This window comes from Pararhodospirillum photometricum DSM 122 (assembly GCF_000284415.1).
GTDB lineage: Bacteria > Pseudomonadota > Alphaproteobacteria > Rhodospirillales > Rhodospirillaceae > Pararhodospirillum > Pararhodospirillum photometricum.
Genome location: NC_017059.1, coordinates 2,001,644 through 2,014,341, shown reverse-complemented (window position 1 = coordinate 2,014,341; position 12,698 = coordinate 2,001,644). Strand labels below are relative to the sequence as shown.

General features: G+C 67.4%; 16 protein-coding genes. 5 read left to right on the top strand and 11 right to left on the bottom strand.

Annotated features, from left to right (window positions below; all coding sequences use genetic code 11):
* The first annotated feature begins 124 nt into the window (after window positions 1-124).
* Window positions 125-418 (top strand): hypothetical protein, encoded by a 294-nt coding sequence (locus RSPPHO_RS08980; RefSeq protein ID WP_041794852.1) that lies wholly within the window; start codon window positions 125-127, stop codon window positions 416-418.
* 7 nt (window positions 419-425) lie between these two features.
* Window positions 426-755: a cupin domain-containing protein gene (locus tag RSPPHO_RS08975; protein ID WP_041794850.1), complete on the top strand. Its 330-nt coding sequence runs from the start codon at window positions 426-428 to the stop codon at window positions 753-755.
* A 47-nt stretch (window positions 756-802) separates the two neighbouring features.
* On the opposite strand, the gene RSPPHO_RS08970 is transcribed toward RSPPHO_RS08975, so the two are convergent.
* The 3 genes from RSPPHO_RS08970 to RSPPHO_RS08960 all read right to left on the bottom strand — a co-directional run bounded on the left by RSPPHO_RS08970 (window position 803) and on the right by RSPPHO_RS08960 (window position 3,746).
* On the bottom strand, window positions 803-1,525 hold the full coding sequence (locus RSPPHO_RS08970; RefSeq protein WP_157879152.1) for a type 1 glutamine amidotransferase: 723 nt from the start codon (window positions 1,523-1,525) through the stop codon (window positions 803-805).
* Between the two features lie 207 nt (window positions 1,526-1,732).
* The gene (locus RSPPHO_RS08965; protein ID WP_014414934.1) at window positions 1,733-2,794 is read right to left on the bottom strand and encodes an alpha/beta hydrolase; all 1,062 of its coding nucleotides are present in this window, start codon (window positions 2,792-2,794) and stop codon (window positions 1,733-1,735) included.
* Window position 2,795: 1 nt separating this feature from the next.
* Complete coding sequence (locus tag RSPPHO_RS08960) at window positions 2,796-3,746, bottom strand: ABC transporter ATP-binding protein (protein WP_014414933.1); 951 nt, start codon at window positions 3,744-3,746, stop codon at window positions 2,796-2,798.
* A 98-nt stretch (window positions 3,747-3,844) separates the two neighbouring features.
* Between RSPPHO_RS08960 and RSPPHO_RS08955 the strand changes: the two genes are divergently transcribed.
* Window positions 3,845-4,045 carry a zinc-finger domain-containing protein gene (locus RSPPHO_RS08955; RefSeq protein ID WP_041794848.1) on the top strand — a complete coding sequence of 67 codons (201 nt, stop codon included), beginning with the start codon at window positions 3,845-3,847 and terminating at the stop codon, window positions 4,043-4,045.
* 49 nt (window positions 4,046-4,094) lie between these two features.
* Here RSPPHO_RS08955 and RSPPHO_RS08950 read toward each other — a convergent pair whose 3' ends face one another.
* Window positions 4,095-5,408, bottom strand: a complete 1,314-nt coding sequence (locus RSPPHO_RS08950) for a DUF2336 domain-containing protein (RefSeq protein WP_051013775.1) — start codon at window positions 5,406-5,408, stop codon at window positions 4,095-4,097.
* On the bottom strand, window positions 5,392-7,173 hold the full coding sequence (locus tag RSPPHO_RS08945; RefSeq protein ID WP_242390464.1) for a sensor domain-containing diguanylate cyclase: 1,782 nt from the start codon (window positions 7,171-7,173) through the stop codon (window positions 5,392-5,394). The genes RSPPHO_RS08950 and RSPPHO_RS08945 overlap by 17 nt, the downstream gene beginning before the upstream one ends.
* Before the next feature lie 229 nt (window positions 7,174-7,402).
* Between RSPPHO_RS08945 and RSPPHO_RS21525 the strand changes: the two genes are divergently transcribed.
* Together RSPPHO_RS21525 and RSPPHO_RS08940 are read left to right on the top strand one after the other, a co-directional pair.
* A complete protein-coding gene (locus tag RSPPHO_RS21525; RefSeq protein WP_014414929.1) occupies window positions 7,403-7,531 on the top strand; it encodes a hypothetical protein in 129 nt (42 codons plus the stop codon).
* A 109-nt stretch (window positions 7,532-7,640) separates the two neighbouring features.
* Window positions 7,641-8,027, top strand: a complete 387-nt coding sequence (locus RSPPHO_RS08940; RefSeq protein ID WP_041794847.1) for a hypothetical protein — start codon at window positions 7,641-7,643, stop codon at window positions 8,025-8,027.
* Between the two features lie 48 nt (window positions 8,028-8,075).
* On the opposite strand, the gene RSPPHO_RS08935 is transcribed toward RSPPHO_RS08940, so the two are convergent.
* The 6 genes from RSPPHO_RS08935 to RSPPHO_RS08910 all read right to left on the bottom strand — a co-directional run bounded on the left by RSPPHO_RS08935 (window position 8,076) and on the right by RSPPHO_RS08910 (window position 12,671).
* A complete protein-coding gene (locus RSPPHO_RS08935; RefSeq protein ID WP_041794845.1) occupies window positions 8,076-9,326 on the bottom strand; it encodes a phenylacetate--CoA ligase family protein in 1,251 nt (416 codons plus the stop codon).
* The gene (locus RSPPHO_RS19855) at window positions 9,310-9,570 is read right to left on the bottom strand and encodes a M17 family peptidase N-terminal domain-containing protein (protein ID WP_157879151.1); all 261 of its coding nucleotides are present in this window, start codon (window positions 9,568-9,570) and stop codon (window positions 9,310-9,312) included. The genes RSPPHO_RS08935 and RSPPHO_RS19855 overlap by 17 nt, the downstream gene beginning before the upstream one ends.
* Window positions 9,571-9,792: 222 nt before the next feature.
* Window positions 9,793-10,338: a DUF2335 domain-containing protein gene (locus RSPPHO_RS18900; RefSeq protein WP_081581700.1), complete on the bottom strand. Its 546-nt coding sequence runs from the start codon at window positions 10,336-10,338 to the stop codon at window positions 9,793-9,795.
* A gap of 36 nt (window positions 10,339-10,374) precedes the next feature.
* A complete protein-coding gene (locus RSPPHO_RS08920) occupies window positions 10,375-10,596 on the bottom strand; it encodes a hypothetical protein (protein ID WP_157879150.1) in 222 nt (73 codons plus the stop codon).
* A 131-nt stretch (window positions 10,597-10,727) separates the two neighbouring features.
* Window positions 10,728-11,768: a glycosyltransferase family 4 protein gene (locus tag RSPPHO_RS08915; protein ID WP_014414926.1), complete on the bottom strand. Its 1,041-nt coding sequence runs from the start codon at window positions 11,766-11,768 to the stop codon at window positions 10,728-10,730.
* A gap of 36 nt (window positions 11,769-11,804) precedes the next feature.
* Window positions 11,805-12,671, bottom strand: coding sequence for a UDP-2,3-diacylglucosamine diphosphatase (locus RSPPHO_RS08910; RefSeq protein WP_157879149.1), 867 nt, complete (start codon window positions 12,669-12,671; stop codon window positions 11,805-11,807).
* Window positions 12,672-12,698 lie beyond the last annotated feature (27 nt).

The following is a 12,698-nucleotide window of genomic DNA, read 5'->3' as shown; positions in this document are numbered from 1 at the left end:
ACTTACGGGCCTGGATCAACCATTGAAACGCCCCGTTAACAAAAGCAGGATAGGGTACAAAGGGATGAATGGGTCCGGTGGACCTTTTATTCATCCGGTCCCTTTCTCTGGCGCTGGAACCACCATGCTGCTCGGTCGCGTTCTTGGCTGGATCTTGCTGGCCCTCGCGGCGCTTATGGCCTCGGGAGAGGCGGTCCTGGCCTTGGGAGGGGCCGGGCTGGAGGGACTGTCCACCCGCGAGATCTGGACCTTGCTCGCCGGCCGTACCCCCAGCGGCACCACCGCCGGCGTGGTACTGTCCCTGCTCGACTGGCCGGCCTGGGTGGTGATCGGTGGCTTGGGCTTTGGTTTTACCGTCTTGTTTCGTCCCCGCCCCGTGCAGCGCCGCGCCCGCCGCCGCCGCTCGCCGTATTTGTGAGGACCTCATGACCCGGGGCAACGTGTTCGCCGCACTCGGCGCCGATCCCACCACCGAGGTTTTCACGCCGCTGCTGACCGGGCCCCACACCCGAATCGAGCGCATCGTTTCCTTGGGACAGGCCAGCCCCCCGGGGTTCTGGTATGACCAGGACGAAGCCGAGTGGGTGGTGCTGCTGCAAGGGGCCGCCGTGTTGGAGGTGGCCGAGAGCCCCGAGCCCCTGCGCCTGGGGCCTGGCGATTATGTGCTGCTGCCCGCCCACCAGCGCCACCGCGTCGCTTGGACCGACCCGGATCAGCCAACCGTGTGGGTGGCGGTGCATGTGAGGGAAGGGTAAAAAAGGGAAGGCTGGGGAGGCTGGCCTCCCCAGACCCCTCGTGAGCGTTAGGGGGCTGTCGTTATCAAGGCGCGTAGGCCGTCGTCCAGGCGGCGTGCCATGGCGTTGAAGTGGGGCAGGCGGGCGGCGACCTCGCCCTCCAAGGCGGCGGCGGCCACCGGGCCTAGGGCGGTTTTCAGGCTCTCGGCGTAGGCGGGGATGGCCTGCCACTCGGGCACGGTGGTCGGTGTGATCTCCACATGGTACTGCAAGCCGTAGGCGTGCCGCCCCCAGCGCATCGCCTGGACCGGACAGGCGGCATTGGCGGCCAGGGCCACGGCGCCCTCGGGCAGGCGTTTGACCTCGGCGCCATGCCATTGAAACACGGAGTAGGTCGGGCCGAAGCCGCCCAGCAGGGGGTCGGTTGCGCCGGCCTCGGTGAGGTTGACCTGGGCAAAGCCCACTTCCGGCGCGGCCATCAGCCCGACCTCGCCGCCTAGCGCCACCGCCAGAAGCTGGTGCCCCAGGCAGATCCCCAGATAGGGCCGCCCCATCTCCTGGACCCAGGTGCGGATGGCCGCTTTTTCCGGCACCAGCCAGGGGTGCTCGGCCTCCTGCCAGACATCCATGGGGCCGCCCATGACCACCATCAGATCAAACGGCGAAAGGTCGGGAATCGCCTCCCCGGCATCGAGTTCCACGGCGGTCCAGTCGTGGCCATGCTCGGCCCAGAACTCGCGAAAGCTCCCGGGATGTTCGACGTCGAGGTGTTGCAGGACCAAAATGCGCATTGGGTCGGACCCCTTGTTGACCAAAACGGCTGGGGAAAGCATGCCACGCCCGCACGCCGGGGCCTAGAGCCGGTCCACCGCAAGAGCATGGGGCCAGGAGCCCCCCCTAGAGTCCATCCGCGTCATCCTGAAGCAAAGGGACTCTTGATCCCTTTGTTTGAGTTTGTCTTTTCAGGAAAAGCGATGCCCACTTTTCCCGGATAAACTCTAGGGGGAGGGGTGGGACGCCTCCCACACCATGCGCGGGTGCAGGCGCTCGCCCTCTTCCTCGCGCGAGCGCAAGGTGCCGGCACAAAACGCCGGGGCCCGGGCATCGGCTCCCGAGGGCAGGGGCCCCTGGGGATCGCGCACCCACGCGGCAATATCGTCGAGCACGCGCGCCGCCTGAAGGTCGCGCAACAGCATGTGCCAGCCCTCGGGATAGACGGCGAGGCGTTGGTGGGGAGGGGGCTCGGGCAGACGGCGGGCCACATCCCGGGTTGGGGTGGCCGGGATGATTTGGTCGTTGAGGCCATAAAGCATCAAGACCGGCCCGCGCACCGTCCCGGCCCGGGCATAGGCCAGATCCATGACATCAACAATTCCGGCCATCGCCGCCACCCGGGTGGCACGGATCCACAGGGGATCCTCGGCCAGACGTTCCAGCAGGGGCAGGTTGTCGCTGGGATAGCGCCCCAAGGACCGCCCGGTCAGGGTCAGGCCGGGCACAAGGCGGGCCGCCAGCCACAACACCGCGCGCTGGGCCCAGGGCATGGTGGAACGCGCCCACACCGCCGGGGCCGAGAGGATCAGGCCATCGACCAGATCGGGCGGGGCGTCGGGGCCGGTCGCGGCGGCCAGGGCCACGGCGCCTCCCATGCTCTCGCCCAGGAGATAAAGCCGGGTGTTGGGCGCCCGCGCCCGCCACGCCTGGACCGCTGCCCGGGCATCGGCCGCCAGCCGTGCCGCGCCGGGCCACGTCCCCCGGCCCGGCGCCCGGCCAAACCCGCGCTGGTCATAGGCAAAGACCAACAGGCCACGCGCCGCCAGGGCCGGCCCGGCGGTTTCAAACGCGCCGGCGTGGTCGTTAAACCCGTGCAAGGCCACCACGACGGCCACGGGGTCCCCGGCCGGCCGCCACAGCCGGGCGGGCAGCACTGCCCCATCGCCAGCAAGAAAGGCGTCGTCCGTCACCCGGCCCGGTGTGGTCTCGATCATGGGCGGCGGCTCGGGACCGGCACAGGCGGCCACGCTCAAAACGCCGGCCAACAGCGCTCCCAACCGCCGCATGTCAGGCCGCCGGCGGCAGGCCGGAGGTCAGGCGCAGGAAGATATCCTCCAAGTCGGCCTCGTGGGTGGCGAGGTCGGCCACCTCCAGGCCGCTCGCGTGGACCGCCTCCAAAATCCGCGCCATGGGCAAGGTGCTGGGCCGATAGGTCACGGTCAGGGTCAGGGGATCGCGCGCCTCGGCGCCCAGGGCGGCCAGGGCCGGCGGCACGTGGTCCACGGGGCGGGCCAGGGTCAGGGTCAAGCACTTGCTGTCCACCCGGCGCAACAAGGTGGAGGTTGGCTCGCAGGCCACCACCCGGCCGTGGTTGATGATGGCGATCTGGTCGCACAACTCCTCGGCCTCCTCGAGGTAGTGGGTGGTCAGGAGGACCGTGGTGCCCTGGGCGTTCAAACGGCGCACCATGGCCCAGAGCTGCTGGCGCAAGGCGATGTCCACCCCGGCGGTGGGTTCGTCGAGCACCAAGATGGGCGGCCGGTGGACCATGGCCTTGGCGACCAGCAAGCGCCGGCGCATACCGCCCGACAGCGAGCGGGCGTAGCTGTCGGCTTTGTCGGCCAGCCCAACGGCGTCGAGAATGGCCAGGGTCCGGCGCTCGGCGGCGGGCACGCCGTAGAGGCCAGCCTGGACCTCCAGCATCTCGCGCGGGGTGAAGAAGGGATCGAGGTTGAGTTCCTGCGGCACAATGCCGATGGCCAGACGGGCGTTGCGCTCGTCCTTGTCGATATCGTTGTCCCAAATCGTCACCCGCCCCCGGGTTTTGCGCACCAGACCAGCCATGATGTTGATCAGGGTTGATTTTCCCGCCCCATTGGGCCCCAGCAGGCCGAAAAACGCCCCGCGCGGGATGGCCAGCGAAACATCGGACAGGGCGACCTTGCCGCCCTTGTAGGTCTTGCTCAAACCCTCGATGCGGATGGCATGTGTGGGCAAGGCGGGAGATGACGACGTCATGGTGCGTTTCCGAAAAAGCCAGGGAGCCCCGAGGCTTGGACAAGCCGGGAGCGAAGGGTATCATGGGGCTCCCAACCGGCTCAACGCAAGGGGACATCATGGCTCAGACCGCCGGCCCGGCCACGGGCGAGACCCTCGAAACCTCCAGCTTGACCGTCGCGTGTGATGGCGGCGGCGGCCCCCTCGGGCACCCGCGCGTGTTTTTGACCATCAAACCCGAGGTCGGGTCGATCGTGTGCCCGTATTGCAGCCGACACTATGTGGCCACGACCCAGGCCCGGGCCGGGGGGGGCGATTAACCCCGCTCCAAAGGCTGGGGAGGCGCCACCTTCCCAGCCCCCTTCTTGCCTAGAGGCAGGGGGGAGAGTCGCCTTGGCTGTCGCAGAACATCTCGACCTGCCAGAGCATTTCCTCCGCCGAGAGGGGATAGTCGCCCGAAGCCGTGGGACGCAGAATCTCGTCGGGGGGCAGGTGGGCGAGGCGATGTTGCAGGGTCTGCGCCACCTCGGCCGACAGCCCCGCCTTCCACGCCATGGACAAGATCCCCTTGGCGCTGGCCGCATTGAGGGTGGCGGCTACCGCAAACGGCGACACGTCGCCCATCACGGCGACCAGGGCGACGACGGTGGGCAGGCGCGACGCCCCCTCCACCGCCAGGGCGGCCATCAGGTCCGCCAGCCGGGCCTCGGGTTTGTCGCGCCGCCCCTGGCACAGGACATAGGCATCGCGCACGGCTTGGCGCCAGTGGGGGCCAAACTCGACCAGAGGGGGCGGGCCGCCGGCGAGGCGCTGGCGCACCGCATCACTCACCGCCTGGGCCGCCGCCGGATCCAGATCCTTGCGCCGCATCAAGGCCTCGACCAGGGTATCGGCCACGAACAAGGCCAAGCGTTGCGCCGCCCCGGCATGCAGGCGAGGGCGGCGCACCAGCGGAGCGTGCCACGACATCCTGCTGGGGGCATGGTCGATCAGGGCATCCAGGGTTTCCTCGCGGATCTGGGCGCCTTGGTTGGCCAGCATGTCGGCAATGGCCGCCGCGTCCTCGCTGGCGGCCAGGGCATCGGTCACCTCAACGGCCAGAGCCCCCCGGCGCGCGATGGCCGAAAGCCGTCCCGTGCACGGCTGGGTCCGAATGATCTCCAGAAGATCGGCGTCGGTCAGGACGGGGCTGAAGGTCAGCACCGGGGCGCACACCGCCAGTTCGGCATCGCGGGCCAGGCGACCAATCACGACGGGCGGGGCGTCGGCCACATCCTTGAGGGCGTCGGCGATCAGGGCGCGCACGACGGGGATCTGGTCGCGCGCTAGTCGGGCCAAGGCCTCGTAGGTTTGATGGCGCACCCGGTCTTGTTCGTGCTCGGTCAGGCCCGGTGCAAGGGTGGCGATTTTTTGGGCCAGGGCGAGGCGCACCTCAAGGTCGGTATCCCCGGTCAGAAGCAGGTTGGCCTGCACCGGGGTCGCGGCGTTGTCGGCAATGGCGCGCCGCACGCCGGGGTCGGGATCCTCGGCCAGGTAGTAGAGGATCTCGGGCATGGTGTCGGCCCGGCGCGCGAGGGCGGCGCGCACTTGGGCGTCCTCGTGGCGGGCGAGGGTCCGGGCCTCCTCATAACTCAGCGGGGGCGTCCTGCCCTCGGCCAGCAAATGATCAAGAAGCCGCGTCACCGGGTTCTCCCTTTCCGCACGGCTCGCAGGGCTCGCAGAGGGGAGCAATTCGGACACGCCCCTTGCCACCATGCTTGGCCGCATACATGGCAGCGTCGGCCCGGGCCGTAAAGGCCTCCACGTCTTCCGGGCGCTGGGGGTCGAACACGGCAAGGCCGATCGACATGGTCAACGGGCGGTCGGGGGCGCCGCTCAAGGCCTTGAGGCGATCGCTCGCCGCCAGAAACTCCTGGGCCTTGGTCAGGGCCACCTCTTCCCCCGCGCCCTCCAGCCAGACCGCGAACTCGTCGCCCCCCAGCCGCGCAACCATGTCGGTTGGGCGCGTATGACTGGTGAGAATGTCCTTGGTCATCAGCAAGGCCTCGTCTCCCTTGAGATGGCCGTAGGCATCATTGACGAGCTTGAAGTTATCCAGGTCAACATACAGCAAGGCGGCGGCGCGGGGCGAGCGTTCCAAGCGGCGATGGCGACGTTCAATGTCTTCGAAAAACGCGCGACGATTGAGCAGGCCGGTCAGGCTGTCGGTGCGCGACATGGTGATAATGCGCTCGTGTTGGCCGATTTGCTCGTTGGCGATGCCAATCTGGTTGGCGATGTCCATGATGAGCAGGCGGTCGTCGTCGCTCCACGGGTCCCGCCCCCGGGCGCGCCACAGTACCACGGCGCCATTGATCTGGCGGCGGTAGCGGGCGGCGGCGACCAAGCTTTGCCAGTCGCCGATCTCGGCCTCCTGGGGCAAGGCGGCGGCGTCTAGGGCATCGAGCACGGGCAGGGCCATTTCGGGTTTGCCGCCCCGGCCAAAGCTGCCGCGCAGGACAAACCGCGGCGGTCCGTCGCCGGGCTCGCCGGCCGCGCGGAAAATATGGCAGGCATCGGTGCCCAGGCCGCGTGCCAGGGCTTCGGCGGCAACGTTGAGCATGTTGGCCGGGTCCATTTCGTCGCGAAAGGTGCGCACGACATGGGTCAAGATGCGCTCCCGATTGCGGGCGCGGTTGAGGGCCTTTTCCCGATCGCGCTGCTCGGTCACGTCCTGGCACACCCCGCGCGCGCCGATCCATCCGCCATCAGAACCAATGATCGGGGTGGCCGAGACAATGAGGCACGCGAGGCCCCCCTCCCTGCGCTGGGCCCAAAGCTCGGTCTCCTTGACCCGGGTGCGGGCCTGGAACACCCGGGGCGCGTTTTGCAACTCGTGGGCATCGAGCAGCGAGGAGGGATCGACCCCCACCAACTCGCGCGCCTCGTAGCCCAGAGCGCCCAGGGGCGAGACAAACACAAAGCGGCCGTCCGCCCCGGTCTCCCAAACGAAGTCGCTGGAAAGATCCACGAACTCCTTGTAGCGCTGCCGGCTGTCGGCCAGCGCGGTGCGTAGGTTCAGTTCCAAGGTGGTGTCGCGCCCAAGAACCGCGAGGCGGTGGCCACTGTGCAAGGGAAGAAAGGTCAGATCCACGCTGCGGGTCGGCCCTTGCCCCCGGATCTCTACCGACTTGACGGCTGGAACCTGGCTGTGCAGCACGCCGCGCGCCACCGTCAGCAACCCTCCCGCCGCCTGGGGCGCGAACAGATCGCGCAGCACCTCGCCGCGCCGGTTGCACGCCAGGATTTGTCCCTGGCCGTCGAGCACCACCATGGGCCCGGGATAGGCCAGCAGCGCCGAGGACGAAACCCCGTCGCCAGGGAGCGCTGGGTCAAAGGAAGAGGCTGGCGGCGTTGGGGCCGTCAGGGACGCCGGGGGAACCGGCTCCGTCGCCGCTTGCTGTGTCATTGCGTCACCGGAACTCGTGGGGAAGACTTGCCCTGGGGTCACAGTACGGCCGGCCACCAGAGCGCGTCAATCCGCCGTCCCCCCTTCCAAAAGGCCAGGGGGGCCCGCTTTGATCGAGCGCTTCGACCTTAAAGAGCGGAAAAACACGGCTGGACAGGATTGTTAATAAGTATCATTCTCACATTAGAGCCTTTGCTTCTGGCATTCCCCCTTTTCTACGGAGGGTTTCATGCTCTCGCTGATCCATCAGGCCTGGACCACGTCGCGCCCGCTGCGCCAGACTCGCCGCCTGCCCTGGCCCTTGGCCGTCCTGGCCGTGACCCTCGCCTTGGGGCTGGCCACCCTGCCCTCGGCCTGATCCGGGGCGCCCAGGGCCAGACAACCGTTGCCGCGCCGGGTCAAACACCCTATCTCGTAGGGTAAGCCAATCTCTGGCCTCTGCTTTTGTGGTTATCACGAGGGTCGCGATGCGAAAATCTCCCCTACTTCTGCTCGCTGCGGCGACGGCTCTGGTTCTGTCGGGCTGCGCGGGCCATAAACCTGTCATCGACTACCGGACATCGGGCAAGTCCATGGCCGAGTACGACCGCGATCTGGCCGAGTGCCAAGCCTACGCCGACGAACGCGGCTTTGCCCAGGACACCGTGGTGGGCACCGTGGGCGGTGCGGCGGTCGGCGCGGCCCTGGGGGCGGCTACCGGCGCCGTCTTGGGCAGCGCGGGCACCGGTGCGGCCCTGGGCGCAGCCATCGGTGGTATTGGCGGCGGCGCTGGGGCCGGCGGCAATGCCGCCCTGTCGCAAAAGAACATCATCAACACCTGCATGCGCAACCGCGGCTACTCGGTCCTGGAGTAGGTCAGGAGGGGTCTGGGGAGGCCCGCCTCCCCAGCCTTCCTTGTTTTTTTACGCGGGCGTCGGCCGGGTATCGTCAATCACCTTGCCATCATTGGGCAAACTGCCCGGCGCGCTGAAACGAACCTCGGCCCGCAGCTTGGTCAGCGCCCGCGTGGTCTCGGCAATCGCCTCCGCCGGCCCCTGGGCCCCTTCGGTTTCGCACAGCAAGGTCATGAGATCGGGACCGGCCTCGCCCTCCCGCGCCACCACCAACCGGGCCCGCCGGATCTCGGGATGGCGGCGCACCACCTCGGCCACCTGCTCGGGGTGCACGAACATGCCCTTGATCTTGGTCGTTTGATCGGCCCGGCCCATCCAGCCCTTGAGGCGGGTGTTGGTGCGCATGTCGCCAAACAGGGGCGGCAGTTCGGCGCTGAGATCGCCGGTGGCAAAGCGGATCAGCGGGTACTCGGGGGTAAAGCTGGTAACCACCACCTCGCCGACCTCGCCCGGCGCCACCGGATCGCCAGTCCCCGGCCGCACGATCTCCAAGATCAGGCCTTCATCCAGAATCATGCCGACCGCCTCGCCCTCGGCGTTTGGTGCCTCGTAGGCGATCAGGCCAATATCGGCGGTGCAATAGCACTGACTGACCGTCAGACCACGGGCGCGAAACGCCTGACGCTGGGCCGGCAGATAGGCCTCGCCCGAGACCAAACCGAGAGTCAGCGACGACACCTCGACCCCCAGCGCCTCGGCCTTGTCGAGCAAGATCGCCAAGAAGGACGGCGTTCCGACGTAGGCCTTGGGCTTGAGCGCTTGCAGGGCCTGGATCTGCTGCTCGGTCTGACCGATGCCGGCCGGGAACACCCGGCAGCCCAGGGCCCGCGCGCCATCATCGAAAATCCAGCCGCCCGGGGTGAAGTGATAGGAAAAGGCGTTGTGTACCAGATCGCCCCGGCGCAGTCCGGCCGCGAACAAGGCCCGCGCCATGCGCCAGTAGTTGGGGCGGCTCCCCTCGGGTTCGTAAATCGGCCCCGGCGATTGCAAGATCCGGCCCAGCGCGGCATCAACCGGCACCAAGCCGCCAAACGGCGGGGTCTCGGCTTGCAAGCCCAACAGGGCCGACTTGCGGGTGACGGGCAGGGCGGCCAGCGCCGCGCGCGAGCGGATCTCTCGCGGCCGAACCCCCTCCAGGAGACGAGCGTAAAACGGACTGCGGCTCTGGGCATGGGCAATCAGGCCGGGCAGGGCGGCCATCAAAGCCCGCTCACGGGCCTCCCAGGACCGGCTCTCCAGGGCGTCATAGGTCAGGGTCATGGCTCCTCCGGGGGCTGAAGGGTCTTGCATGGGGGGGAAGCCCCAGCCCGGCCGGAACCGGCAGGGCCAAGGTCTGGCCGGGCTGGCCCTTGAACCGGGCACTGGCCTCCAGGGCGCGACGCAGCGTACCGCCCGACGCCTGATCAAGCTGCTCGCCCAGGGGCGTGAGGATGCTGCCCTCAAGCACGCCAAGAGCGAGGGCCCCCGTGCCAGGGACAACGGGCGGGACAAAGGACAGTTTCATAAGGCCTCCTGATTGCGGCTTGCCCCGCCACGGTGCGGGGCTCGGGTCCTCGGAGGACCCCCTTGGGGAATGATACCCGCTGGCCTCAATTTGGGAAGCCCTTGGCCGCGAGGGGATCGTCAATGGGGCGGCAGCGTCGCGGTCAGGAGGACGCAAGGGAAGGCCGTGCCTCCCCAGTCTTCCTTCTTCTACCGTCGTCGATCCTGGGCGCCCCGCGTCCTCTCAGGGGCGGCGCTGGCCTTGCGGCTTCTTGGGGGACGAAGGAGAGGCCTTCTGAGCCGGGGCGGAAGGAGGGATTTCCCCCCGGACCGGAGGGGTCCGCTTTTTGCCGCCGTGTTCCAGAAAGGCTTTCACCATGCTGACGGCACCCGCCGCGAGGCAGGCGGCACTCACCCAGGGCTGATCAATGGTGGCGCAGTAAACGGCACCGCCAACGAGGCCCAATGAGATGAACAGGGCACTCATCAAGCCGAGGTATTGAAAGGCAGCGCCATGGATCAAGGTTTGGCGTTCCCACCAGATCCGGTGATCCTCCTGCTTTTCGGCCATCGCTAGGAGTCGGTCCGCAGCTCCAGGGCAAATTTCTTCCCACCCCTGCGCGATCCTTGGGTGGAGTACCTCGCCCGAGTATTCCTCTACAACCAACTTTGCTACCGAGCGGACCGTGCGCTCCAGGGCTTGCGAGGGCTCGATTGGGGGGATCTCCCGGGCCGACGGCGGCTGATCACCTCCCACAGCGACCGGTACCGGCTGATCGGAGGCCGACATGGTCTCCCTCCTGTTTTCCTTCTCCAGACGGGGACGTTACCCGTTGGTGAGGCCGGTTTCCTTCATCTGTCGGACCGCCGTCTTGTAGTCGCGTCGCACCGCCGCCCAATCGCTGGCCAGGGTTTCTTGGTGTGGGTAACGGGCGGGAGGCGGCAGAGAAGGGCCTTGGAACACCGTGGAAACCGCGTCAAGGCCAAGCCAGAACCCCGCCCAGAAGCCGAACGGCGACGGCGCTCCGTCTGTCTCTCGCTCCTGCATCTTCTCGCTCCTTACCTTGACCAAAGAGGCATCGCACCGGTTGGCCTCGTCCATTATGTCGGTCCGCTCTTGCGAGGGTCAAGGTTCTGCCCGAAGGAAGGCTGGGGAGACCCCGCCTCCCCAGCCTTCTCTTAGTCGGGGTCGCCCGGGAAAAAGTCCTGCGGCGTGAAAGGCACGACGTTGTCGAGGAACTGATCGACCGACGTCTCCCACGAGCGGGTGAGGGCGAAGGCGCGGCAGGCCTCGGGGGCCATGGTCAGGGCCTGGAGAGCGGCTTGGCCCAGATCGTCGTTGAGCACCCCAACCGGCGCTTCGCCAATGACATCCAGGGGGCCGGGCACCGGGTAGGCGGCGACCGGCACGCCGCAGGCCAGGGCCTCCAGGAGGACCAGCCCGAAGGTGTCGGTGCGGCTGGGAAACACGAAGGCATCGGCCACGGCGAAATGCAAGGCCAGCTCCTCGCCGTGTTTTTCTCCGACGAAGGCGACCGAGGGGTGCTTGGCGCGCAAAGTCTCGAGTTGCGGACCGTCGCCCACCACGATCTTGGTGCCGGGCAGCGGCAGGGACAAAAAGGCCTCAATGTTCTTTTCCACCGCCACGCGCCCGACGTACACAAACCAGGGCCGGGGGCCGGTGATGACGGCATCAAGGCTGTTCTTGGGCTGGGGCCGGAAGAGGTCGGTATCGACGCCCCGGGTCCAGCGGCGGATGTTCTGGAAGCCCCATTGGCGGAGTTCGTCCTCCACTCCCTGGGTCGCCACCATGATGGCGCGCGATGGTTTGTGGAACCAGCGCAGGGCGGCGTAGCCCCAACTCACCGGGATCTTGAGGCGGGCGTTGACGTATTCGGGAAACTTGGTGTGGAAGGCGGTGGTGAACGGAATGTTGCGGCGCACGCAGTAGCGCCGGGCGCTGAGGCCGAGCGGTCCTTCGGTGGCAATGTGGACGATGCACGGCTGAAAGGTCTCGATGGAGCGGGCCATCTTGCGACTGGGGCGCACCGCGAGGCGGATCTCCCGGTAGGTCGGGCACGGCACGGTACGGAAGGACTGGGGCGTGATGAACACCACGTCGTGGCCGCGGCGTTCAAGGCGGGCGCGCAGGGTGTCGAGGGTTCGCACCACGCCATTGACCTGAGGAAACCAAGCGTCCGTCACAACCACGATGCGCATGAGAGGGCCTTCGTCGAGAGTCTGGGAGAAAGGGGGTCAGGGCACGCTGACCAAGCGGTCCGCCTCGTCCTCGCGGGCGTGGGCCAGGGCCTCCCCTGGGGTTTCGGCGCTGTCGGCATCATGGCGGGCGCCGGCGTAGGCATCGAACATCGAGAGGTGACGCACATCGGACCAGTGGATGATTTCCATGCGACCGTCGAAGTGTTCCACGAGGGCGGTACAACTTTCCACCCAGTCGCCATCGTTGCAATACAGGATATCCCCCACCAGACGCATTTCGGCCTGATGGATATGGCCGCAGACAATGCCGTTGAGGTTACGACGACGGGCAAGGTCGGCCATCGAGGTTTCAAAGTCGTCGATGAATTTGACGGCGTTCTTGACCTTGTGCTTCAGGTACTTGGACAAGGACCAGTAGGGCAGACCCAGGCGGCGGCGGGCCCGATTGAACCAGTGATTGATTTCCAGGAGGATGTTGTAGGCGAAATCCCCCAGGTGGGCCAGCCACTTGGCGTATTTGACCACGCCGTCGAACTCGTCGCCGTGCACCACCAGATAGCGCCGACCATCGGCCGCTTCGTGGATCGCCTCGCGCACCACGGTAATGCCGCCGAATTCGGCATCACAATAGCCGCGCGCGAACTCGTCATGATTGCCGGGCACGAAGATCACCTGGCTGCCCTTGCGCGCCTTGCGCAGCAGCTTCTGGATCACGTCGTTGTGGGCCTGGGGCCAATGCCAGCTCTTGCGCAGGCGCCAGCCGTCCACGATATCCCCAACCAGATACAGGGTATCGGACTCGGTGTGTCGCAGGAAATCCAGCAGGAACTCGGCTTTGCAGCCCCGGGTTCCCAGGTGAACATCAGAGAGGAAAATCGCGCGGTAGCGGGTGGGGTCGCTCATGGCCGTGGCTGCACATCCGTGATCCGT